The sequence below is a fragment of the Aquabacterium sp. genome, assembly GCF_050725395.1.
Classification (GTDB): Bacteria; Pseudomonadota; Gammaproteobacteria; order Burkholderiales; family Burkholderiaceae_C; genus Aquabacterium.
The window spans coordinates 39,313-62,727 of record NZ_JBOHHL010000004.1 but is presented as its reverse complement, the minus strand read 5'-3'; the positions used below and the strand labels follow the sequence as shown (position 1 = coordinate 62,727).

Annotated in this window: 23 protein-coding genes; 7 read left to right on the top strand and 16 right to left on the bottom strand. The window is 65.4% G+C overall.

The genetic code is table 11. The features are described from left to right. Window positions 1-18 precede the first annotated feature (18 nt). Window positions 19-768, top strand: a complete 750-nt coding sequence (locus tag ACREB4_RS03965) for a Nif3-like dinuclear metal center hexameric protein (RefSeq protein WP_431586894.1) — start codon at window positions 19-21, stop codon at window positions 766-768. A gap of 3 nt (window positions 769-771) precedes the next feature. On the opposite strand, the gene ACREB4_RS03960 is transcribed toward ACREB4_RS03965, so the two are convergent. The 12 genes from ACREB4_RS03960 to ACREB4_RS03905 form a co-directional block, all read right to left on the bottom strand. After that, window positions 772-1,356 (bottom strand): CBS domain-containing protein, encoded by a 585-nt coding sequence (locus ACREB4_RS03960; protein WP_431586893.1) that lies wholly within the window; start codon window positions 1,354-1,356, stop codon window positions 772-774. Between the two features lie 161 nt (window positions 1,357-1,517). Continuing rightward, window positions 1,518-2,297, bottom strand: a complete 780-nt coding sequence (hisF, locus tag ACREB4_RS03955) for an imidazole glycerol phosphate synthase subunit HisF (protein WP_431586892.1) — start codon at window positions 2,295-2,297, stop codon at window positions 1,518-1,520. 19 nt (window positions 2,298-2,316) lie between these two features. Then, entirely contained in the window at window positions 2,317-3,063 is a 747-nt protein-coding gene (gene hisA, locus ACREB4_RS03950) for a 1-(5-phosphoribosyl)-5-[(5-phosphoribosylamino)methylideneamino]imidazole-4-carboxamide isomerase (RefSeq protein ID WP_431586891.1), read from the bottom strand. A gap of 29 nt (window positions 3,064-3,092) precedes the next feature. Beyond that, entirely contained in the window at window positions 3,093-3,770 is a 678-nt protein-coding gene (gene hisH / locus ACREB4_RS03945) for an imidazole glycerol phosphate synthase subunit HisH (protein ID WP_431586890.1), read from the bottom strand. Between the two features lie 11 nt (window positions 3,771-3,781). Then, window positions 3,782-4,420, bottom strand: a complete 639-nt coding sequence (hisB, locus tag ACREB4_RS03940) for an imidazoleglycerol-phosphate dehydratase HisB (RefSeq protein WP_431586889.1) — start codon at window positions 4,418-4,420, stop codon at window positions 3,782-3,784. 13 nt (window positions 4,421-4,433) lie between these two features. Beyond that, complete coding sequence (gene hisC, locus ACREB4_RS03935) at window positions 4,434-5,519, bottom strand: histidinol-phosphate transaminase (protein ID WP_431586888.1); 1,086 nt, start codon at window positions 5,517-5,519, stop codon at window positions 4,434-4,436. Then, window positions 5,516-6,841: a histidinol dehydrogenase gene (gene hisD / locus ACREB4_RS03930; RefSeq protein WP_431586887.1), complete on the bottom strand. Its 1,326-nt coding sequence runs from the start codon at window positions 6,839-6,841 to the stop codon at window positions 5,516-5,518. Before hisD ends, hisC begins: the two co-directional genes overlap by 4 nt. Window positions 6,842-6,862: 21 nt before the next feature. Continuing rightward, window positions 6,863-7,501: an ATP phosphoribosyltransferase gene (gene hisG / locus ACREB4_RS03925; protein WP_431587042.1), complete on the bottom strand. Its 639-nt coding sequence runs from the start codon at window positions 7,499-7,501 to the stop codon at window positions 6,863-6,865. A gap of 11 nt (window positions 7,502-7,512) precedes the next feature. Then, window positions 7,513-8,817, bottom strand: coding sequence for a UDP-N-acetylglucosamine 1-carboxyvinyltransferase (gene murA, locus ACREB4_RS03920; RefSeq protein ID WP_431586886.1), 1,305 nt, complete (start codon window positions 8,815-8,817; stop codon window positions 7,513-7,515). A 90-nt stretch (window positions 8,818-8,907) separates the two neighbouring features. Further along, window positions 8,908-9,153, bottom strand: coding sequence for a BolA family protein (locus ACREB4_RS03915; RefSeq protein WP_431586885.1), 246 nt, complete (start codon window positions 9,151-9,153; stop codon window positions 8,908-8,910). Window positions 9,154-9,197: 44 nt separating this feature from the next. Beyond that, a complete protein-coding gene (locus ACREB4_RS03910) occupies window positions 9,198-9,980 on the bottom strand; it encodes an ABC transporter permease (protein WP_431586884.1) in 783 nt (260 codons plus the stop codon). Then, on the bottom strand, window positions 9,977-10,885 hold the full coding sequence (locus ACREB4_RS03905) for an ABC transporter ATP-binding protein (protein WP_431586883.1): 909 nt from the start codon (window positions 10,883-10,885) through the stop codon (window positions 9,977-9,979). The genes ACREB4_RS03910 and ACREB4_RS03905 overlap by 4 nt, the downstream gene beginning before the upstream one ends. 128 nt (window positions 10,886-11,013) lie before the next feature. On the opposite strand from ACREB4_RS03905, the gene ACREB4_RS03900 reads away from it, so the two are divergent. Beyond that, entirely contained in the window at window positions 11,014-11,271 is a 258-nt protein-coding gene (locus ACREB4_RS03900; RefSeq protein WP_431586882.1) for an acyl-CoA-binding protein, read from the top strand. Between the two features lie 35 nt (window positions 11,272-11,306). Here the strand turns inward: ACREB4_RS03900 and ACREB4_RS03895 are convergent, their stop codons facing one another. Both ACREB4_RS03895 and ACREB4_RS03890 read right to left on the bottom strand, forming a co-directional pair. After that, window positions 11,307-12,542: an NAD(P)/FAD-dependent oxidoreductase gene (locus tag ACREB4_RS03895; protein WP_431586881.1), complete on the bottom strand. Its 1,236-nt coding sequence runs from the start codon at window positions 12,540-12,542 to the stop codon at window positions 11,307-11,309. Further along, window positions 12,539-12,853 (bottom strand): polyhydroxyalkanoic acid system family protein, encoded by a 315-nt coding sequence (locus ACREB4_RS03890; protein ID WP_431586880.1) that lies wholly within the window; start codon window positions 12,851-12,853, stop codon window positions 12,539-12,541. The genes ACREB4_RS03895 and ACREB4_RS03890 overlap by 4 nt, the downstream gene beginning before the upstream one ends. Before the next feature lie 119 nt (window positions 12,854-12,972). Between ACREB4_RS03890 and ACREB4_RS03885 the strand changes: the two genes are divergently transcribed. The 4 genes from ACREB4_RS03885 to ACREB4_RS03870 all read left to right on the top strand — a co-directional run bounded on the left by ACREB4_RS03885 (window position 12,973) and on the right by ACREB4_RS03870 (window position 19,821). Next, window positions 12,973-14,190, top strand: a complete 1,218-nt coding sequence (locus ACREB4_RS03885) for a M20 aminoacylase family protein (RefSeq protein WP_431586879.1) — start codon at window positions 12,973-12,975, stop codon at window positions 14,188-14,190. A gap of 128 nt (window positions 14,191-14,318) precedes the next feature. Continuing rightward, on the top strand, window positions 14,319-17,807 hold the full coding sequence (locus tag ACREB4_RS03880; RefSeq protein WP_431586878.1) for a response regulator: 3,489 nt from the start codon (window positions 14,319-14,321) through the stop codon (window positions 17,805-17,807). An 8-nt stretch (window positions 17,808-17,815) separates the two neighbouring features. Beyond that, entirely contained in the window at window positions 17,816-18,631 is an 816-nt protein-coding gene (locus ACREB4_RS03875; protein WP_431586877.1) for a CheR family methyltransferase, read from the top strand. A gap of 14 nt (window positions 18,632-18,645) precedes the next feature. Then, complete coding sequence (locus tag ACREB4_RS03870; RefSeq protein ID WP_431586876.1) at window positions 18,646-19,821, top strand: sensor histidine kinase; 1,176 nt, start codon at window positions 18,646-18,648, stop codon at window positions 19,819-19,821. Window positions 19,822-19,830: 9 nt separating this feature from the next. Here the strand turns inward: ACREB4_RS03870 and ACREB4_RS03865 are convergent, their stop codons facing one another. Next, window positions 19,831-21,789 carry a DUF1631 family protein gene (locus ACREB4_RS03865; protein WP_431586875.1) on the bottom strand — a complete coding sequence of 653 codons (1,959 nt, stop codon included), beginning with the start codon at window positions 21,787-21,789 and terminating at the stop codon, window positions 19,831-19,833. A gap of 192 nt (window positions 21,790-21,981) precedes the next feature. Beyond that, window positions 21,982-22,269, bottom strand: a complete 288-nt coding sequence (locus tag ACREB4_RS03860) for a hypothetical protein (protein ID WP_431586874.1) — start codon at window positions 22,267-22,269, stop codon at window positions 21,982-21,984. Window positions 22,270-22,442: 173 nt separating this feature from the next. Between ACREB4_RS03860 and ACREB4_RS03855 the strand changes: the two genes are divergently transcribed. Further along, a complete protein-coding gene (locus ACREB4_RS03855; protein ID WP_431586873.1) occupies window positions 22,443-23,411 on the top strand; it encodes a LysR family transcriptional regulator in 969 nt (322 codons plus the stop codon). The last annotated feature ends 4 nt before the right edge of the window (window positions 23,412-23,415 follow it).

Sequence of the window (23,415 nt, the reverse complement as noted above, 5' to 3'; positions counted from 1 at the left end):
CTCCAAAAAAGGCCCGCCGTGATTGACCGAGACACTTTGCACCACCACCTCAACACCGTGCTGGAGGCGGGGCGCTTCAAGGATTATGGGCCGAATGGTTTGCAAGTCGAAGGACGCGAGCGCATCGGCAAGCTCGTCACCGGGGTCACCGCCAGCCAGGCGCTGATCGACGCCGCAGTCCAGGCGCAAGCCGATGCCATCCTGGTCCACCACGGCCTGTTCTGGCGCGGCCACGATGGGCGCGTCACCGGGTGGATGAAGCGGCGCCTGTCAACGTTGCTGCAGCACAACATCAATCTGCTGGCTTACCACCTGCCACTGGACGCCCACCCTACCCTGGGCAACAACGCCCAATGGGGCGGGCGCCTGGGCTTGGTGGCCGATGGACGTTTCGGGGACCAGAACCTGGGCTTCATCGGACCTGCGCCACTCGAACTGACGCTGGAAGGCCTGGCGGCCCTGGTGGGCACCGCCTTGGGCAAGGACCCCACGGTGGTTGCCGGCGATGGCCGCCCCCTGAAGCGCGTGGCCTGGTGCAGCGGCGGGGCTCAGGGCTTTTTCGAAGGGGCCATCGCAGCCGGGGCCGACGCGTTCCTGACCGGCGAGATCTCGGAGCCCCAGGCGCATTACGCGCGCGAGACCGGCGTGGCCTTCCTCGCGTGCGGGCACCACGCCAGTGAACGCTACGGCGTGCAGGCCCTGGGTGATGCCGTGGCGCGCGAACTGGGCTTGGTGCACCAGTTCATCGACATCGACAACCCGGCCTGAGCTTCAGCGCACCAGCACGGCTTCGAGTTCGGCGAAGCTGCGCGAGTGCAGATCGCTGCCGATGGGCGTGCCCAGCGCCTGCTCCAGCCGTGTGGCGGAGAACAGCCCGCGCAAAGTGGTCTGCCCATCTTTGAGTTGCGTGACCAGCAGGTAGCGCAAGCCATGCTCGTGCATGGTGGCCACGATGTCGCCGAGGCGCGCTGTCCGCACCTGGGCCAGGTCCAGCACCTGCCAATGGCTGATGGGGATCATCACGTCGGCCACGCTCAGCTCCTTGAACGCCACCTGGGCATTGGAGGCGCGCAGGATGGGGCTTTCGCCTTGGAGCAGGTCGGCCGTGACAACACCCGCCAATTGACCATCGGCACCGGACACGAACACCATGCGGACCCCGGCCCGGAGCATCACGTGCAAAGTGCTGTCGAGGCTGTCGTGCTGGCTGGCCACCACGACGGCACTGTGGGAGAGGTCGGTCAGCAAGGAGAGCGCTGGATCTTCGGCATGCGCCTGGCGATGACATTGCGGCAGGCCGGGCAAGGTCCTCAAGGAGGACAACTCAAGGGGCTTGAATCGGGGAGCTAAAGCCATGTTCGTTCCTGAGAGTGACAACACCTTCAGGCTACGCTCATCCCGGCCTTGACCCATGCGCCGATTTCATGGCCATGGGGCGACCGGTGCCTCCCTCTGGCGCCCATGCGGGCCAGAGGTTCATAATGTTGGCCCGCTTTGACGACGGCTCTGACGACGGATCAAAGGCGAACGGGGATGCCGCGCTGGGCCATCAAGGCCTTGGCCTGGCCCACGGTGTATTCGCCGTAATGGAAGATGCTGGCCGCCAGCACGGCATCGGCGCCGCCCTGTTGCACGCCATCGGCCAGGTGGTCGAGGTTGCCCACGCCGCCCGAGGCGATCACCGGCACGCTGACCGCGTCACTCACCGCGCGGGTCAGTTCGAGGTCGAAGCCCGATTTGGTGCCGTCGCGGTCCATGCTGGTCAGCAGGATCTCGCCGGCGCCGAACTCGGCCATCTGCGTGGCCCAGGCCACCGCGTCCAGGCCCACGTTCTTTCGGCCACCATGGCTGTAGACATCCCAGCCGGGGCCACGGGCAGCCAGGTCTTCGCCCGCGCGCTTCTTGGCGTCGATGGCGACCACGATGCACTGCGAACCATAGCGGTCGGACGCCGCCCGGATGACGGGCGGATTGGCCAGGGCGGCCGAATTGAAGCTGACCTTGTCGGCGCCTGCGTTGAGCAGGCGGCGAACGTCTTCGACCGTGCGCACGCCGCCACCCACCGTCAAGGGGATGAAGACCTGCGAGGCCACGGCTTCGATGATGTGCAGGATCAGGTCGCGGCCATCGCTGGTCGCGGTGATGTCGAGGAAGGTGAGTTCGTCGGCGCCCTGCTCGTTGTAGCGCGCGGCGATCTCGACCGGATCGCCCGCATCGCGCAGTTCAACGAAGTTGACGCCTTTGACGACGCGACCGCCGGTCACGTCCAGGCAGGGAATGATGCGTTTGGCCAGCACAGCTTCTTGCCTTGTCAGCTCAGCGGGCGCCGTTGAGTTCGTCGGCGCGCGCTTGGCCGGCCGCGAAATCGAGGTCGCCGCTGTAGATGGCGCGACCGCAGATCACGCCCTGCACGCCTTCGCTTTCGACGGCGCACAGGCGGTCGATGTCGGCCAGGTTGGACAGGCCGCCCGAGGCGATCACCGGCACGGTCAGGGCCTGGGCCAGCTTGACGGTGGCGTCGATGTTGATGCCCGAGAGCATGCCGTCGCGGCCGATGTCGGTGTAGATCACGCCTTCGACGCCATAGTCTTCGAACTTCTTGGCCAGGTCGATGACTTCGTGGCCGGAGAGCTTGCTCCAGCCATCGGTCGCCACCTTGCCGTCCTTGGCGTCCAGGCCAACGATGATGTGGCCGCCAAACGCCGTGCACGCATCGCGCAGGAAGCCGGGGTTCTTGACCGCGGCTGTGCCGATGATGACGTAGCTGATGCCGTCATCGAGGTAGCGCTCGATGGTGTCGAGGTCGCGGATGCCGCCACCCAGTTGCACCGGGATTTCGTCACCGACCTCTTTGATGATGGCCTTGATGGCGGCCTCGTTGACGGGCTTGCCGGCAAAGGCGCCATTCAGGTCCACCAGGTGCAGACGGCGTGCGCCGGCATCAAGCCAGCGCCGGGCCATCGCGGCCGGGTCTTCTCCGAAGGTGGTGGAGTCGTTCATGTCGCCTTGTTTGAGGCGCACACATTTGCCGTCTTTCAGGTCAATCGCGGGGATCAGCAACATGGCTGTGACAGGTGGTGGTGGAAGAGATTTCAGGGATTCCAGCGCAGGAAATTGCGGTACAGGGCCAGGCCGTGCTGCGCGCTTTTTTCTGGATGGAACTGGGTCGCAAAAATATTATCCCGGGCCACGGCACAGGTAAAGCGCGCGCCATAGTCGGTTTCACCCGCAGTATGTGGCGGATTTTCAACCCGGGCATAGTAGCTGTGGACGAAATAGTAATAGCTGCCATCGGGGATGCCTTCCCAGACCGGGTGCGGCTGGCCGGAGGCGACGGGCGACTGGAGCACGCGGTTCCAGCCCATCTGGGGCACCTTGTAGCGGCTGCCATCTGGCTGGCGCTGATTTTCCAGCTGGAAGCGCAGCACCTGGCCAGGGATCAGGCCCAGGCCGGGGGTGTCTTGCTCTTCGCTGTGGTCGAGCAGCATCTGCATGCCGACACAGACGCCCATCAAGGGCTTGTTGGCAGCGGCGTGCAGCACGGAATCCAGCAGGCCGCCGTCGTGCGCGGCGCGCAGTTCGGCCATGCAGTCGCGCATGGCGCCCTGCCCCGGCAAGACCACGCGGTCGGCCTCATGCACCACTTTGGGGTCGTTGGTGACGACCACCTTCAAGTCCAGGCCCTGCGCGGCGTGTTCCACCGCTTGAGAGACCGAACGCAGGTTGCCCATGCCGTAATCGATGACGGCCACAGTCGAGGTTGAACTCATGGCGTGTCAGGTCAGAGTGAACCTTTGGTGGACGGGATGACGCCCACCATGCGCGGGTCGCGCTCCAGCGCCATGCGCAGCGCCCGCGCGAAGGCCTTGAAGACCGTTTCGCACTGGTGGTGGGCGTTGACGCCTTTGAGGTTGTCGATGTGCAGCGTGACGCCGGCGTGGTTGACGAAGCCCTGGAAGAACTCGTAGGTCAACTGGGTGTCGAAGCTGCCGATGCTGCCCGCCGTGAAGGGAATGTGCATTTCCAGGCCCGGCCGGCCGGAAAAGTCGATCACGACGCGGGACAGGGCCTCATCGAGCGGCACATAGGCGTGGCCGTAACGGCGGATGCCCTTTTTGTCGCCCACGGCCTTGGCAAAGGCTTGGCCGATGGTGATGCCCACGTCTTCTACGGTGTGGTGGCCGTCGATGTGCAGGTCGCCCACGGCGTGCACGTCCAGGTCGATCAGGCCGTGGCGGGCGATCTGGTCGAGCATGTGGTCGAAGAAACCGATGCCGGTGTGCAGCTTGGCCGCCCCCGTGCCATCCAGGTTGATGCGCGCGGTGATCTGCGTTTCGGCCGTGTGCCGGGTGACTTCGGCCACGCGGGCCTCAAGCGAGGTGTCGGCGGATTGCGGCGCCGTCTTCTCAGGAGCGTTCATGTTGGGATGGACTTCAAAGTGGCCTGGTCAAAGTGGACTGCAAGGCGGCAATCATGGCGTCGTTTTCAGAGGGCAGGCCCACGGTTAAGCGGACACAGTGTGCCAGCAAACCATGCATGCCCGAGACATTCTTGATCAGGATGCCACGTTCCTTCAGCCCCGTGAAGACCGCAGCCGCGTCGGGCACGCGCACCAGGATCATGTTGGCCTGGCTTGGGTAGGACTTCACGCCCGGCATCTTGGCCAAAGCGGCCTGCAGGCGTTCGCGCTCGGACTTGATGACGTCGGCCTGGCGGGTGAATTCGGATTCGTGCTCGAGCGCGAAGAGCGCGGCTTCGGCATTCAGGACACTGACGTTGTAGGGCGGGCGGGCCTTGTCGACCTCCGCCACCACGGCATCCGGGCCGATCAGGTAGCCCAGACGCACGCCGGCCAGGCCGAATTTGCTGAGGGTGCGCATCAGCAGCACGTGGGGATGCTGGGGCAGTTTGGCCAGGTAGCTGTCGCTGGCGAAAGGCTGGTAGGCCTCGTCCATGACGACGAAGCCGCAGCCTTCTTGTGCCACGGCGTCAACGACGGCCTGGATGGCGTCCGCGTCCCACAGGTTGGCCGTGGGGTTGTTGGGGTAGGCGATGTAGGTCAGGGCCGGGCGGTGCTCGCGGATGGCGGCGACCATGGCCTCGGCATCCAGTTCGAAGTCGGCGGTGAGCGGCACTCCGACGAACTTGAGGCCTTGCAGCTTGGCCGACATCTCGTACATGACGAAGCCCGGCAGCGGCGCCAGCACGGTGGCGCCGGGCTGGGCGCAGGCCATGGACAGCAGCGAGATCAACTCGTCGGAGCCATTGCCCAGCACGATGCCGTAGCCCTCGGGCACGTGCGCGTGGCGGCGCAGCGCGGCGTGCAGGTCGTTGATGCGCGTGCCAGGGTAGCGGTTCAGGGCGACGGCGCCCAGGCGCTGACCCAACTCGGCTTGCATCGCAGGTGGCAGCGTGAAGGGGTTCTCCATCGCGTCGAGCTTGATGAAGCCGGCGGCGTCTTGCACATGGTAGGCGTGCATGGCCCGCACATCGGGGCGGATGACGTCTGAAAGGCTCATGGTTTGGCGTGGGACTTGAGTCGGAATTCGGCCGCCAGGGCGTGGCCTTGCAGGCCTTCGCCGCGCGCCAGCACGGAGGCGATCTGGCCAAGCGTTTGCGCGCCGGCTTCGCTGACCTCGATCAGGCTGCTGCGCTTCTGGAAGTCATAGACGCCCAATGGCGACGAGAAACGTGCCGTGCCCGAGGTGGGCAGCACGTGGTTGGGGCCGGCGCAGTAGTCGCCCAGCGATTCGCTGGTGTAGGCGCCCAGGAAGATGGCGCCGGCGTGCTTGAGCAGCGGCTCCCAGCGGTGCGGGTCGTTGGACGAGACTTCCAGGTGCTCGGGCGCGATGCGGTTGCTGATGTCGCAGGCTTCTTCCATGCTGCGCGTGTGGATCAAGGCCCCACGGCCGACCAAAGAGGCGCGGATGATGTCGGCGCGCTGCATGGTGGGCAGCAGGCGGTCGATCTCGGCCTGCACCTTGGCGATGTAGCCGGCATCGGGGCACAGCAAGATGCTTTGCGCCAGTTCGTCGTGCTCGGCCTGGCTGAACAGGTCCATGGCGACCCAGTCGGGCGGCGTGGAGCCGTCGGCCAGCACCAGGATCTCGCTGGGGCCGGCGATCATGTCGATGCCGACCTGGCCGAAGACGTGCTTCTTGGCACTGGCCACGTAGGCGTTGCCGGGTCCGGTGATCTTGTCGACCTTGGGGACAGTGGCCGTGCCATAGGCCAAGGCGGCCACGGCCTGCGCGCCACCGATGGTGAAGGCGCGGGTGACGCCCGCCACGTGGGCGGCGGCCAGCACCAGCTGGTTTTTCTCGCCACGGGGCGTGGGCACGACCATGATGATCTCGCCGACGCCGGCCACGTGGGCGGGGATGGCGTTCATCAACACGGACGAGGGGTAGGCCGCCTTGCCACCGGGCACGTAGATGCCGACGCGGTCGATGGGCGTGACCTTCTGGCCCAGCAAGGTGCCGTCTTCGTCGCGGTATTGCCAGCTGAGGCCAGAGGCTTCCTTCTGGCGCTCGTGGTAGCTGCGCACGCGGCGGGCCGCTGATTCCAGCGCGGCGCGCTGTTCGGCAGGCAGGCCGTCGAACGCGGCTTTCAACTCGGCCGCGCCCAGCTCCAGACCGGCCAGGCTGGCGGCCTTCAGGTGGTCGAAGCGTTCGGTGTATTCCAGCACCGCGTCGTCACCGCGCAAGCGCACGTCGGCCAGGATGGTGGCCACGCGCTGCTCGATCTCGACGTCCGTGTCCGCCGACCAATGCAGCACCTGGTGAAAGGCGGCATCGAAGTCGGGCTGGGCAGTCGAGAGGTGGCGGATGTTGACGGTCATGGCTGGAAGCTGAGCAATGGGTCAGGCGGGGATGGCGGATTCAAAGGCCTGGATGACCTGGCGGATGGCTTCGCGCTTGAGCTTGAGCGACGCCTGGTTGACCACCAGCCGCGACGAGATCTGCATGATCTCTTCGACCTCGACCAGGTGGTTGGCCTTGAGCGTGTTGCCGGTCGAGACCAGGTCGACGATGGCATCGGCCACGCCGATCAGCGGGGCCAGTTCCATCGAGCCATAGAGCTTGATCAGGTCGACGTGCACGCCCTTGTTGGCGAAGTGCTCGCTGGCGATGGTCGTGTACTTGGTGGCCACGCGGATGCGCGAGCCTTGCTTGACGGCGGCCGCGTAGTCGAAGTCGGCGCGCACGGCCACGCTCATGCGGCACTTGGCGATGTTCAGGTCCAGCGGCTGGTAGAGGCCATCGCCGCCGTGCTCGATGAGCGTGTCCTTGCCGGCCACGCCGATGTCGGCACCGCCATGCTGCACATAGGTAGGCACGTCGGTGGCGCGCACCAGCACCACGCGCACGTCAGCGCGGGTGGTGGACAGGATGAGCTTGCGGGATTTTTCCGGGTCTTCGGTGACCTCGATGCCGGCCGCGGCCAGCAAAGGCAAGGTCTCTTCGAAGATGCGGCCTTTGGACAGGGCCAGGGTGATGATGCCGGCGTTGCTCATGCGGCCGCCTTCACGCGTTCGATGTCGGCCCCGATGCCGCGCAGCTTGGCTTCCATGCGGTCATAGCCCCGGTCGAGGTGGTAGATGCGGTCGATCAGGGTTTCGCCCTTGGCCACCAGGCCGGCGATGACCAGGCCAGCGGACGCGCGCAGGTCGGTGGCCATCACGGTGGCACCCGACAGCTTGGGCACACCGGTGACCACGGCCGTGTGGCCATCGACATTGATCCGGGCGCCCAGGCGCACCAGTTCGTTGACGTGCATGAAGCGGTTTTCAAAAATGGTTTCGTGGATCACGGCGGTGCCCTGCGCCACGCAGTTGAGCGCCATGAACTGCGCCTGCATGTCGGTCGGGAAAGCGGGGTACTCGCGGGTGCGGAAACCCACGGCCTTGGCGGGCGCCTCGGCCTGGACGCGGATCCAGTCGTCGCCGGATTCGATGGACACGCCGGCTTCGCGCAACTTCTCGATCACCGATTCCAAATGGTCGGCATTGGCGCGGCGCAGGGTGACGTCGCCCCCGGTGGCGGCCACGGCGCACAGGAAGGTGCCGGTCTCGATGCGGTCGGGGATGATCTGGTGCGGCTTGGCGCTGCTCAGGCCACCCAGCTTGTCGACGCCCTGGATGCGCAGGCGGTGCGTGCCGCGGCCTTCGATCTTGGCGCCCATGGCCAGCAGCAGGTCGACCAGGTCGGTGATTTCGGGCTCTTGCGCGGCGTTTTCGAGGATGGTTTCACCCTCGGCCAGGCTGGCGGCCATCAGCAGGTTCTCGGTGCCGGTGACGGTGACCATGTCGGTGGCGATGCGCGCGCCTTTCAGCCGCGTGGGTTGGCCGTCGGTGCCCAGGGGCGTGCGCGCTTCGATGTAGCCGTGCTCGACCGTGATCTGCGCGCCCATGGCCTGCAAACCCTTGATGTGCTGGTCGACCGGGCGTGAACCAATCGCGCAACCGCCAGGCAACGAGACGCGCGCGCGGCCGAAGCGGGCCAGCAGCGGGCCCAGCACCAGGATGGAGGCGCGCATGGTCTTGACCAGCTCGTATGGCGCTTCCGGGTTGTTCACCTGGCCCGCGTCGAGCGTGACGCGGTCGTCCTGGTCGGCATGGCGCTCGCAGACCACGCCCATGTTGCTCAGCAGCTTGAACGTGGTCTGCACGTCTTTCAGCTGCGGCACGTTGGCCAGGGTCACGGGCTCGGCGCTGAGCAGCGCGGCGCACAGTTCGGGCAGCGCGGCATTCTTGGCGCCGGCAATGGTCACTTCGCCTTGAAGACGGCGACCGCCACGGATCAGGAGTTTGTCCATGAAAAGCACAAAGGGCGCGAGGTCGGCGGACGTTGGAATCCGCGGTTCGCGCCTGGGTGAATCGGTGAATTTGAAAAAAATGAAACCAGATCAGGCTTTTTCGGCCCATTCCGCCGGGGTCAATGTCTTCATCGACAGGGCGTGGATCTGAGCCCGCATTCTATCGCCCAGGGCCTGGTAGACGCGCTGGTGCCTCGCAATGCGGGTCTTGCCCTCGAACTCGGCGGAGACGATGGTGGCGAAGAAATGCTGGCCGTCGCCCTCCACTTCGAGGTGGGTGCAGGGCAAGCCTTCGGCGATGAAGTGCTGGACGTCGGCGGCAGTGGGGTCGGCCATGGGGGTCTTTCGGGAGTCTCAGGAAGGAGGGCGAAAACGAAAGGTCAGTGCCGGATTTTGTACCCGGTCTTCAAAAGATGCAGCGCCACCAGCGAAACCAACAGGGTGGCCGCGCCGACCACGCCGAGGCTCAGCCAAGGATCCACGTCGCTGGCGCCGAAAAATCCGCGCCGGAAACCGTCGATCAGGTAGAAAAACGGGTTCAGGTGCGACAGGCCCAGCCAGAACGGCGGCAGCGAATGCACCGAATAGAACACGCCCGACAAAAATGTCATGGGCATGATGATGAAGTTCTGGAACACGGCCATGTGGTCGAATTTTTCGGCCCACAGCCCAGCGATCAGACCCAGGGCACCCAGCAAGGTGCCGCCCAACACCGCGAAGATCACGGCCCACCAGGGCTCTGCCAGGCCCGGCGGCGCGAACCAGCCGGTGACCAGGAACACGCCCAGGCCCACCGCCAGCCCGCGCACCAACGAGGCGCCCACGTAGGCAAAAAACCAGGCGCGGTGCGACAGCGGTGTCAGCAGCAAAAACACCAAATTGCCGGTGATCTTGCTCTGCACCAGCGACGAGGAACTGTTGGCGAAGGCGTTCTGCAGCAGGCTCATCATCACCAGGCCGGGGATGAGGAAGCGGGTGTAGCCCACGCCATTGAACACTTCGACCCGGCCTTGCAGCACGTGGCCGAAGATCAGCAAATACAGCACCGCCGTCAGCACTGGCGCCGCCACGGTCTGGAAGGCCACCTTCCAGAAGCGCAGCACTTCCTTGACGAACAGCGGCTTGGCACCCGACAGGCCCAGCGTTTCAATCAGACCGTTCATGCGTGCACCCCCTGCATGATGCTGAGGAAGACGTCCTCCAGGTCGGCCCGGCCGATTTCCAGGTCTTCGACACGGCAAGCCGCTTGCCGCAAGGTGGCCAGGATTTGTTCGACCTCGGCCGCGTCGTGCGCGGGCAATTGCACGATGCGGCCGGTGATGCGGGCTTGTCCGGCCAGCGCGTTCGGCAGCGCGTCGTCGGTCTTGAATCGCAGCATGGTATGGGCGGTGCCGGCCAGCAAGGCCGAGGTGCGGTCCAACGCCACCAGCTTGCCCTGCTTGAGCATGCCAATGCGGTGGCACAGGGCCTCGGCCTCTTCCAGGTAGTGGGTGGTCAGCAGCACCGTGTGGCCGTCCTTGTTGAGGCGCGCGATGAACTGCCACAGCGTCTGGCGCAGTTCCACATCGACCCCGGCCGTGGGCTCGTCGAGCACGATGACGGGCGGCTTGTGCACCAGGGCTTGCGCTACCAGCACCCGCCGCTTCATGCCGCCGGACAACTGGCGCATGTTGGCATCGGCCTTGTCGGCCAGACCCAGGTGGTGCAACAACTCGTCAACCCAGGCGCCGTTCTTGTTCAGGCCGAAGTAGGCGCTCTGGATCATCAAGGCTTCGCGCACCGAGAAGAAGGGGTCGAAAACCAGTTCCTGCGGCACCACGCCCAGGCGGCGGCGCGCGAAGGCGTAGTCCTTCACCACGTCGTGCCCCTGCACCATCACCTGCCCCGTGGTGGCGTGGCTGAGGCCGGCCAGGATGCTGATCAAGGTGGTCTTGCCCGCGCCATTGGGGCCCAGCAGGCCGAAAAACTCGCCCTCTTTGATGTCAAAGCTGACGCCCTGCAAGGCCGCGACGGTGCGCCCGCCCGAGTGGTAGGTTTTGGTGACTTGCTGAAAAGAAACGGCACTCATGAGGTGGAGCATTGTAGGGATTGGAAGCGGCCACCGCGATCAAGGGGCTGATGGCCGAAGTCGTCGGCAGTAAGATCCGGGCACAAAAACGTGGAACCATCCACCCCAACCATTGACTGGAGACCGACATGTCCGACCTGACCGCTCAATTCGAAGCCGCAGTGGCCAACTCCAAGCTGCTGCCCGCCAAACCCGACAACGACACCCTGCTGAAGATCTACTCCCTCTTCAAGCAGGCCACCGTGGGCGATGTGCAGGGCGACCGCCCCGGCATGATGGATTTCGTGGCCCGCGCCAAATACGACGCCTGGGCCGGCCTCAAGGGCAAGACCCCCGACCAGGCCAAGCAAACCTACATCGACTTGATCGCTTCCCTCAAGAAGTAAAGGCAACTTTCACGGCCGGCCGGGCGCAACCCAGGTCATTCCGTGAACAGCTTGAACACGCCCCGCGCCGTCCACAGGTGGCCGGGGTGGCTGGTTTCATCGAGCAGACCGCTGAGCCTTCGGCGGATGCGCTCGCTGCGCCCCGCACGCCAGACCACCAGGTCGGCCAGCCAGGGTTGGCGGTTCACCAGATTGGCCCGCTGGTACATCTGAAACCGCGGCCTGAGCGCCTGGAGTTGCGCCTCATACGCCGCCCGCAGCTGGGCTTCGCCCGACCGCCCGCACTGCCCTTCGATCACCGCCCGCGCGGCCAGGATGCCCGTTTGCAGGGCTTTGCCGATGCCCTCGCCCGTGAAAGCGTAGGTGCTGCCGGCCGCCTCGCCACAGACCAGCAGGCCAGGCCTTGAGAACCGCGCCCCCTCCAGGCCGAAACGCAAGGGCGCGCCCTTGATCTCACCCACGGCCACCCCGCCCTGCAGCAGCTCGCGCGCTGGGGCATGCACCTGGGTGAAGCGCTCGTAGATCTGACGCAGATTGGGCTCGCCCCTGCCTTGCCGACCGCCCGCGCCCGTGGCGCTCATTTCCGAAATGCCCACACCGATGTTGAACACGCCACCGCCACAGGGAAAGACCCAGCCATAGCCTGGCCGCAACGCGCGGTGCCAGACGATCTCCAGGCCATCCAGGCGCCCGACCATGGCCTCGTTCCGGATATAGCCCCGCAAAGCCACGCCACTGGGCGCCTGGCGTTCGGCCATGCCGGCCGCCATCAAAGCCTGGGGCACGGCCCCCGTGGCCAACAGCACCCAGGTCGCGCGAACCTCGCGCTGCCGCTCGCCTTGCTGCACGCGCGCACCTTGCACGGTGCCATCGGCTTCGATCGGCGACACGAACCGAGCCGGCGCGTGCATGCGGGCCCCCGCCGCCACGGCCGCGCGGCACACGATGTCATCGAGCACCTTGCGGGGCAAGACGGCGAGCTCGCCCGACACGTTAACGCGCCCGCCACGCGGGGCGACGCAGGCCACGTGCGCCACGGGGTGGGCACGCTGCATCACCTCTTCGTACACACCCAGTTCGCGCAAGGCCTGGTGTGCATCGGGGATGAGCCCATCGCCACAGACCTTGTCGCGCGGAAAGACGTGCTGGTCGATCAGGACCACGTCCAGGCCAGCCCGGGCCAGGGTCAAGGCGGCCGCGCTGCCAGCCGGCCCGGCGCCCACGACGAGCACATCGCAGGCTTCGGGCAGCGCGTCGAACCCCAGGTTCATGCCTTTGGCGTGCCGCCTTCGGCCTTGGCCAGGATGCGGGCCAGGTTCTTGTCGATCTCGGATTCGATCAGGGGCTTGAGCGGTGCCATCATCATGTTCAGCTTGGTGTCCAGCTCGAAGGCATCGGGCCGCACCGTCATCTGTCCGGTCACGCCCATGCGCTCGAACTGGATGATGTCTTCGTTTTCGCCTTGCTGCAGCGTGCAGGTCAGGCCCAATTGCTTGGCATCGCCGTTCATCCAGTCGAGGGCCAGCGCCCGGGCCTTGTCCATGCCCAGGGCGTGGGATCGCTGAATCTTGATGTCGGCCATGGCGGCTCCTCTGAATTTGGGATGGGGCGTCAGTTTAGCGCCGCCAAAGGCCCACGCTGGCCTTGCGCCGGGCCGCCGGGTAAGATCAGGCTTCCCTTCTCATCATCAGGCCTTTCGCCATGTCCGCCGACATCTCCGACCTGTCGTCATTGGTGCTGCCCTCCCTGCTGGATCAGGCTGAATCGATCCAGGTTCTGCGCCGCGACATCCACGCACACCCCGAGCTTTGCTTCGAGGAGGTGCGGACCTCGGACCTGATCGCCAGAACACTGGAAGACTGGGGCATCGAAGTGCACCGCGGGCTGGGCAAGACCGGGGTGGTGGGCGTGATCCAAGGGCGGCCGGGGCCCAACACCGTGGGCCTGCGCGCCGACATCGACGCTTTGCCCATCACCGAGCGCAACCAGTTCGCGCATGCCAGCCAGCACGCTGGGCGCATGCACGCCTGCGGGCACGATGGCCACACCGCCATGCTGCTGGCCGCGGCTCAGCACCTGGCCCGGCACCGCGACTTCGAAGGCACCGTCTACCTGGTGTTCCAGCCCGCCGAGGAAGGCGGTGGCGGCGCGGCGGCCATGATGCGCGACGGCCTGTTCACCCGCTTCCCCATGCAGGCCATTTTTGGCGTGCACAACTGGCCGGGCATGGCCGCCGGCCAGTTCGCCATCAAGCACGGGCCGTGCTTTGCCTCCAGCAACGAGTTCCACATCACCGTGCGCGGCAAGGGCTCGCACGCGGCCATGCCGCACCTGGGCATCGACCCGGTGCCCGTCGCCTGCCAGATGGTGCAGGGCTTCCAGACCATCATCACGCGCAACGTGCGGCCCATCGACACCGGCGTGATCTCGGTCACGATGATCCAGGCTGGCGAAGCCACCAACGTGGTGCCTGATGTCGTGACTGTGCAAGGCACCGTGCGCAGCTTCACCACCGAAGTGCTGGACCTCATCGAGGAGCGCATGCGCGCCGTGGCGCAGCACACCTGCGCCGCCTTTGGCGCCACCTGCGATTTCGAATTTCACCGCAATTACCCCCCCACCATCAACCACCCGCAAGAGACCGATTTCGTCCGGCAAGTGATGGTCGATCTGGTGGGAGCCGACAACGTGCTGGAGTTCGAGCCCACCATGGGCGCCGAAGACTTCAGCTTCTATTTGCAAGCCATCCCGGGTGCGTATTTCCTGATTGGCAACGGCGACGGCGCGCACCGCGAAGGCGGCCATGGCCTGGGGCCCTGCATGCTGCACAACCCCAGTTACGATTTCAACGACCAGCTGATACCGCTGGGGGCCAACCTGTGGGTCAACCTGGCCCAGCGTTGGCTTGCCAGGCGCTGAAAAACCCTGAATAAAAGCTGAAATCCGCATCAGGCACGGGCACGGGCAACACAAAAACAACTGAGCGACACCCGGCGCTTGAAATAGCGCCCAACGTAAGAGACGATGCCCCAAAAGGAGAACTGGGGATGCAACTCTCGATCGCGGCCAAACTGGGCCTGGGTTTCGTCCCGGCCTTGCTGGCATTGCTCACCGTGGGTTCGATTTTTCGTGACCGCATCACTGAAATCGACGACAGCGCCCGTTGGGTGACCCACACCTTGAACGTGCAGCAACAGCTGGAAAACACGCGAGCACGGCTGGCCGAAGCGGAAAGCAGCGCGCGGGCCTACATGCTCAGCCAGAAGGAGGTGTACCAGCGGTCCACCCAACAGTCCGCCGTGGAAGCGCGCAACGCGGTCGATGCCGTGCGCCGCCTGACCCTCGACAACCCCAAGCAGCAGGCGCTGGCCAGCCAACTGGACGCCGCGCTGGCCACCCGCCTTGACACCCTGTTGCGCCAGGCGCATGGCGACATCCCCGCCTCGCGCATCGAAGCCGTCATTGCCAGCGGCAGCCTGCAAAGCCAGGCTGCCCGCGACATGATCAGCGCGATGGAAGAAGTGGAGCGTGTGCTGCTCAATGAACGCCAGGCCGCTCAATCCCAGACCTTGAAAGACAGCTTGCGCACCGTGCTGATCGCCACCGTGGGCGCCGCTGTCCTCGTGATCGGTTTCGGGATACTCACGGCGCGCAGCATCACGCAACCGCTGTTGAACCTGGAGCGGGGCGCCCGCCGCGTCGGCGATGGCGATTACACCCACCGCATTCAAAGCCATGCCCATGACGAAATCGGCCGGGTGGCGGGCGTCTTCAACCAGATGGTCGAGCGCATCGAACACCGGGAAGACACCGCCGCCAGCGAGAACTGGATCAAGTCCAGCCTGGCCAGCTTCACGCCGATCTTCCAGGGCGGACAAGACCTGGGCAGTGTCTGCCAAGCCACCTTGTCCCAATTGGCCGTCTTGCTGTCGGCACCCTGCATGGTGCTTTACATGAGCAGAAAGGGCGAGGGACGGCCGGGGCTGGTGCGGTGCGCCCACTTTGCCGCGTCAAACGCCCCGGAACACCTGGCGCCAGGCGAGGGCTTGGCCGGACAATGTTTTCTGGAGGGCCGCCCCCTGATGCTGTCCGACCTGCCGGACGACTACATCAAAGTGGACTCGGCCCTGGGATCGACGGCACCCCGCCATGTGTACGTCGGACCCGTCGCTTTTGAGTCCCAGGTCCAGGCCGTGGTTGAAATCGCCCTGATGCAACCCTTGACCGCCATCCAGCGCGAGTTCCTTGACCGGCTGTGCGAAGGGCTGGGGTTGATGCTCAATGCACTGGAAGCCAAGCAGGCCACCGAGAACGCCCTGCAGGCCCAGACCGCCCTGACGACCACACTGCAAAAGCAACAGGAAGCCCTGAAGCTGAGCAATGAAGAGTTGGCCCTGCAAAGCGAACAACTGCGCGCCTCGGAACGGCTGGCCCGCGAGCAGCAGGAAGAGCTGATGATGGCCAACGAGGAGCAGCACCAGGCCAATGCCGAGTTGCGCCAGCTGACTTTGTCACTCGACCAGAAAGCACAACAGCTCACCGAAACCTCGGCCTTCAAATCCGAGTTCCTGGCCAACATGTCGCACGAACTGCGCACGCCGCTCAACAGCCTGCTCATCCTGTCCAAATTGCTGGCCGAGGACGTGGACCAGCCTTTGTCGGCCAAGCAACTGCAGTACGCCAAGACCATCCACGGCGCGGGCAACGACCTGCTGGCCCTGATCAACGAGATCCTGGACCTGGCCAAGATCGAATCGGGCAACACCCACATCGACATCGCCAAGGTGCCTTACGCCAAGCTGGTGCAACTGGCCAGCGACACCTTCACGCACGTGGCGCAAACCAAGAAGGTGGGCTTCGCCATCGAGGTCGACCCCCAGTTGGCCGACACCCTGTACACCGACCAGGGCCGGGTCTGGCAGATCCTCAAGAACCTGCTGTCCAACGCTTTCAAATTCACGGCGCAGGGGCGCGTGCTGCTGCGGTTTGGCCGGGCCCCGGCCAACGGCCAACCCGCCCGCTTGAGCATGAGCGTTCAGGACACCGGCATCGGCATCCCGCCCGACAAGCAGGCCCGTATCTTCGAAGCCTTCAAGCAAGGCGACTCGGGCATCGCGCGGCAATATGGCGGCACCGGCCTGGGGCTGTCGATCAGCCAGAAGCTGGCCCACCTGCTGGGTGGCTCGCTGGAGGTCAGCAGCGAAGCGGGCCAGGGCAGCACCTTCACGCTCTACCTGCCGGCCGATGTCGATTTGTCCAAGGTGTCGGAACCCAACGGCGAACAACCCGAGGTCCACGAAGACAAGGCCGCGGCGCCCCCGCCCCCGGAATCCTTGCCAAGCCGCGTGCTACCGGCCAACCACAGCACGCTCATGGTGGTCAGCCGCAACGAAGCGCTCGTCACCGGCCTGGCCGAGATGCTGGACGACTACCCGATCGAGTTGGTGCGCGTGCACGAATTCAGCCAGGTGATGGCCACCTGCCAGGCCCACCCGCCCTTGCTGATCGTGCTCGATGGCACCGACCACCACAACGACCTGTGGATGGCCATGGGCCACCTCAAGCAAGACCTCAAGACCCGCCACGTGTCCATCCACGTCATCTGCGACGAGGAACAACGCGAGCGTGCCTTGCGGCTGGGCGCCACGTCCTATACCCTGCTGCCCACCGAATCCATCGACACGCTCGCCGTCACGCTCAGATCGCGCCTGGCACGCCTGTCGCAGTGGCAGCGCAATGTGCTGGTCGTGGAAGACGACCCGGTTCAACTGACCGCCGTGCTGGACCTGATCGGCAACGGAGACATCCACGCCAAGGGCGTGTCCACAGCCGCAGAGGCGCTGGAAGCCATCGCCGCCGTGCCGGTCGATTGCGTGGTCATCGACCTGGGCCTGCCCGACATGGATGGCGGTGCCCTGATCGATGCCCTGAACCAGCGCCTGGGCCGTGCCAGTCCGCCGGTGATCGTCTACACAGGCCGCTCCATGCCGCGCAGCGAAGAGCTCGCGCTGATGAAAAAGTCCCAGGCCCTGATCATCAAGGGGGTGGGATCGCCCGAGCGCCTGATCGATGAGCTGTCCTTGCTGATGAGCCGCCAGCCTTCGCGCATCTCCCCCAGCGCCCGCCAGTTGATCGACCGCAGCCGCAGCGAAGATCCTGTGCTGGCCGGCCAGAACATCCTGGTGGTGGACGACGACGTGCGCAACATCTTCGCGATCTCGGCCGCGCTGGAAACCTATGGCGCGCATGTGATCCACGCCGAAAGCGGCCTGGAAGGCATCGAGATGCTGCACCAGCACCCCGACACCCACGTGGTGCTGATGGACGTCATGATGCCCACCATCGATGGCTTGGAAACCATCCGCCGCATCCGCAAGCTGCCCCAGTTCGCGATGCTGCCCATCATCGCGGTCACCGCCAAGGCCATGCCGGGCGACCGCGCCACCTGCCTGGAAGCCGGCGCGTCCGACTACCTGGCCAAACCCGTCGACATGGACCGCTTGCGGGCGATGCTCCGCGTGTGGCTGACCGAATGATGAACAAGATGCCCGCGCACCTGCGCGCCGAACTGGGGCAGCTGGTCGACACGGTGTCCTCGCTCAGTGGCATGGACTTCCGCCGCTACCAGCGTTCGGCCTTGCTGCGACGCGTGCTGTCCACCGTTGAAAAAGAGGACGCAGGCTCCATCGCGGGGCTGGTGAGCAAGGTGCGCGCTGACCGTGAGTGCCTGCAGCGTCTGCGCGCGGCCATGATGCTGCACGTGACCTCGCTGTTCCGCGACGATTGCTACTACCGCGAGGTGCGCAAGCAGATCCCCTTCCTGGCCACCTACCCCAGCTCTCAGCTGTGGGTGGCCGCCTGCTCGACCGGCCCGGAGGTCATGTCCTACCGCATCCTGCTGCACGAGGCCGGCCTGGCCCAACGTTGCCGCGTCTATGCCACCGACCTCAGCGAGACCGCCTTGCAGCAGGCCCAAGCGGGACGCTTCGACGAGCACCTGATGCCGGAGTACGACCACAACTACCGCCAGGCGGGTGGCCAGGGTCGCCTGACCGACTACTGCTTCCGGGTCGATGGGCACTGGCAGTTCAACGCGGCCCTGCTCGACAACGTGGTCTTTGGTGTGCACAACCTGCTGACCGATGCCTCCTTCAATGACTTTCAGTTCATCTCCTGCCGCAATGTGACCATGTACTTCGACCCGCAGGGGCAAAGCCATGTCCACACCTTGCTGCACGAAAGCCTGCGGCCTTTTGGATACCTGGGCCTGGGTTTGAGCGAGTCCCTGTTGCACTCACCCCACCGCGAGGACTACCGGCAACTCCATCCCGGAGAGCCCCTGTACCGGAAGATCCGATGACAAGGAAGGAGCCTATGCAAGCCGAACATCAAATCAGCATCCTGATGGTGGACGACGAGCCTGCCAATCTGCTGGCGCTGGAGGGGATCCTGGAACCCCTGCGGCAAAAACTGGTTCGGGCTCAATCGGGCATGGAGGCCCTGCGCCACCTGCTGGACACCGACTTCGCCGTGATCCTGCTGGACGTGCGCATGCCCGGCATGAGCGGCATCGAAGCCGCGGCGCTGATCCGCAGCCGGCCTCGCTCGCGCACCACGCCCATCATCTTCCTGACCGGCGAGGAAAAGAGCCAGGACGCGGTGTTCGAGGGCTACTCGGCCGGTGCTGTCGACTACCTGATGAAACCCGTGGTGCCCGCGGTGCTGCGCTCCAAGGTCGAGGTCTTTGCCGAACTGGCGCAAAGCCGCTTGAGGCTGCAACAGCAAGTGAAGGAACGCGAACAGGCCGCCGAAGAGTTGTCCCGCCTGAACACCATGCTGGAGCAGCGCAATGGCGACCTCGCCGCTGCGAACCTGGAGCTGGACTCCTTCTGCGCCACGGTGGCGCACGACCTGCGGTCGCCGCTCTCGCAGATCATCGGGTTTTCACAACTGCTGGAGCTGTCGGTCGCTGGCAAGGTCGGCCAGGCCGAACAGCAGCGCCTGGCACTGATCCGCTCCATCGGCGTCCAGATGAACGACATGGTGACCGACTTCCTCAACTTCGCCCGGCTGGGCAGCACGCCGCTGGTCACCGAGGCGGTCGACATGGGGCAGATGGTCCAATCCATCATCGCCGACCTGCCGGCAAGCACGGGCGGCAAGGAGGCCGAGTGGACGGTGAGCGCCCTGCCCTGCGCCCAATGCGACAGCCGCCTGGTGCGGCAGGTGTGGGTGAACCTGCTGTCCAACGCCTTGAAGTACTCGCGCAACAGCCGGCCAGTGCGCATCGGCATCCATGGCGAGTTGCAAGGCGATGAACTGGTCTACCGCGTGTCCGACAACGGCGTGGGTTTCGATGAAAGCCAGGCGCCTCGCCTGTTCGCGGCCTTTTCCCGCCTGCATGGGCAGGATGAGTTCGAAGGCATTGGCATCGGCCTGTCGTCGGTCAAGCGCATCGTGCAAAAGCATGGCGGACGGGTATGGGCCGAATCACAGGTCGGCCAGGGGGCCACTTTCCATTTCTCGCTGCCCGTCGCACCTCAGGCTTGACGGCTGCCGCTAGGACGCCTCGTCCAGGTCTTGCAGAACGCTGTCCACGGCGCGCTGCATCAGGCTGAGCTCGACAAAGGTCGTGGCCAGGCCTTCGATGCGCAAACGCTCCAGCGCGCGCCTCGTCATCGAATGCATGCCACCGGCCAGCGAACTGGTGAACATGAAAAACTCGCCGTTGTCGCTGCGCCAGAGCAGGTGGGCCGTGACCCACTGCCCCTGCAAGAACAGTTTGCAGCGCATGCCCTTGGTCAGGGTCTGCAACCAGCGCTGGGCGGCCGCCTTCACGCGGCTGTCCTCGTCGGCGCCTCCCAGGGCCATCGGCACCGTGGGCAAGGCCCCCACGCTGGTGTCCTGGGCCCAGCTGTCCGACGGGGACTCGCGCGGGTCGTCCAGCACCTCATCACGCATCTGCTGAACCAGCGTCTCCGCCTCGACCGACCGGACTTCACCGGCGGGGGCACTGCGCAGTCGCCGGCTGTGCGTGTGCATCAAGTCATCCAGCACCTTGTCTCGCTCGGCCTGCGGCAAACCGATCGTTTCCATGCCCAGCTTCAAACGTTCGATCAAGGCGGGCAGGCGCTGGCGGACCTCCTCGCGGTCGAGTTCGCTGGCAGGCCGCTCCAGACTCCACAGCAGTTCGTCCACCGTGCCCACCAGGGCCTGGGTCTGCGGGTTGTCGGTGCCTTGCGACACCATGGTGCGGGCCAGCACATCGACCCAGGGGCCGGTCAGAAACCGCCTCAGGGTCTCGCTCAGCTCGGCACTTTGCAACTGGTGCATGACCTGCTGCCGCAGCAAGGGCATCAGGGTCTGGCGCTGCTCGGCTTCGGCCAGGGCTTTCACGGCGGCCTGCGAATGCTGCAGTTGCACTTCGTCTTCGCGGTCGATGAAAGCTTGCACATCGGACAAGGCCCCTTCGTACAAGGCCGCATCGGGCGCCTCGTCCACCGCCAGTTTCTCGATCAGCGGCTCCACGAATTCCATGAAGGCGGAGCCCCGCGAGTCGCTGAACTGGGGATGGTCGGAGGCGTGGGCCGCGATCTGGTTGATCAAGGTCCAGGCAGGGTGCTGGTGCGAACTCATCAGCGTCGGGTCGTTCAGGGCCACGCGCAGCACCGAGGATTGCAGGCGCCCGATCACGTCCTTGACCGTGGCCTCCAACCGGGGATCGGCCAGGATCTGCTCGAACAGGCGGGACAGCAACTCGCCCGTTTGCCGCTGCGCCGGGTCGCCTGGCTGCGAGGCACGGGACGGGTCCGCGGGCTTGGGCAGGCGATCCCGCAGGGTCAGCAAGGCGTCGGGCTGGGTCAAGTCCACTTCGGGCGCCGTGCCCGCCCGCACGATGGGCGCGCTGCGGAACTCCAGCGCTTGCACGCCCCAGCTTTTCAGGCGCCGGCAGGCATCGCCATAGACGTCCCGCAGCACATCGGCCATGGCGAAACCCGCCGTGCGCAAGAACATGCCCCGGCTGGCCTTGGAGATGTCCAGCCCGTGGGCCGCCCGGCTCAAGGCGCGCGCGTAGACCATGGGACGACAGGGATTGGCCTCCAGGCGCAGCACGGTCTCCCCGACCAGGGTGGCGGTCAAGGCCTGCAGTTCGCGCAGCTCCCATTCGGCCTTCAAGTCGATGAGTTGGATGGTGCGCGAGATCTCGATGTCTTTCTCGGCCTGGTCCTCGTCCATCAGGGTCAGGTCTTCGAGCCGCAAAGGGCTGGCCGGCGCACGCATGGGCTCAAGCGGGCTTTGCGCCGCGGCCTCGATTTCGGACTTGATGTCCTGGCCAAATGCGGTGATCAGGGCCAAGTGGCGGATCTGCAAGGCCTCCAGCAACTCGAACAATTGCTGGCGATCCGTGGCCAGCGCGAGGGTTGCACCCGAATCACGCAGGCGGTGAACGGTGGTGTCGATGACCTGCTGCGCGACCAGTGGGCCGCCCGCCAGCATGGCATCGAGGTGTTTTTTCACGAGCGGGCCATCGTGCATGAATGAGATCCCTGGACACTGAACACCGTCATCGGTTCACACAGTGTAGGCCGGGATGCCCGGTGCGCCATTGTCGTATAGCCCCAGAGGATGCCGGGAAAAGGGCAAACGCGCGTCAAGCGCCGGTGGAGCGCCAGCCCGCCAGGGGCCGGACTCCACCATGAACGCCAGCCATCAGTTGGCGGTCTTGCCAGAGGCCACGGCGGCCGACTTGGCAACTTCGCGGTTGCCGGCGCTGGTAGGCGCCAAGTCTTCGATCTTGGCGCTGGCGGCGGTGGTGTTGGCGCCTTGGCGGGCGGCGGGCGGGGTGACGAACTCGCGGCCGAAGTCCAGTTCACCAGCCTTGAGGGCGCGGAGGTATTCAGCCTTGACCTGTTCGCGGGTGACGCTGGTGTCGGCCAGGGCCGGGACGGCGAAAGCGGCGGTCAGGATGGCCAGGAAAGCAGTGCGTGCGTTTTTCATGATGGGTTCCTTCTTCAAAAGCATCAGGAAAATCCCTGATGTGCTCACTGTAGAAGCACGTGAACCGCGGAAAAAGTGGCGCTGCGCGAATGCACTATTCCAGAAACAAGAACAAACAGGGTGGCCAGCGTAAAGTAACGTGGCACCCAATCGCGCCAAGAAAAGGACACCGGATGGACCGCCTTCAGAGCATGCAGATCTTCTGCCGCGTGATCGACCTCAACGGCTTCGCCGCGGCGGCGCGTGACCTGGATTTGTCGCCATCGGTCATCACCCGTTTGATCAACGAGCTGGAAGAGCACTTGGGCTCTCGGCTGATCAACCGCACCACGCGCAAGCTGGTGCTGACCGAAGCGGGCGAGCGTTATCTGGAACACGTGCGGCGCATCCTGGCCGACGTGGCCCAGGTCGAAGCCGAAGTGGGATCAGACACGGCCGAACCCCGTGGCATGCTGAAGGTCCTTGCCCCGCCAGCCTTCGCGGCCCACCAATTGGCCCGGGTCCTGCCAGTGTTCCGGGCACAGTTTCCGCACATCGCGATCGACCTGTCCGCCCCCGGCATGGTGGAGACCCTGGACGAAAATTTCGACGTGAGCATCATCGGCGTGCGGGGCAAACCACTGGATGGCAATTTCGTGGCCCGACAACTGGCGCGATCGACCGTGGTCCTGTGCGCCTCACCGGCCTACCTGAGCCAACACGGCCACCCGACGAGCCCCCAGGATTTGTTGCAGCACGACATGATCAGTCCCAAGATGCCCTGCGAACTGACCTTCCACCCAGCGCCCGGTGAACCCATCCCCCAGACCACGGTGTCCGTCCCATTGCACCTGACATCACCCATCCTGAGCACCGGTCACCTGGAAACCAGCCTTGCCGCGACCATGGCCGGCCTGGGCATCGCCGGCTTTCCTTCCTATGTCATCTCGAGGGCCTTGGCACAAGGCACATTGGTGCGCGTGCTGCCCCAATGGCAGCTCTTCGAGCTGGGCCTCTACGCCGCCATCCCATCGCGTCGGCACTTGCCTGCCCGAACCCGTGCGTTGCTGGACTTCCTGGTCAGCACCTTTGGTGGTCACCAGCACGACCCGTGGCTGGCCCCCGAAGGCGCGCCATTGCCCGCCACCCAAAGGGTGGCTTGAGCGC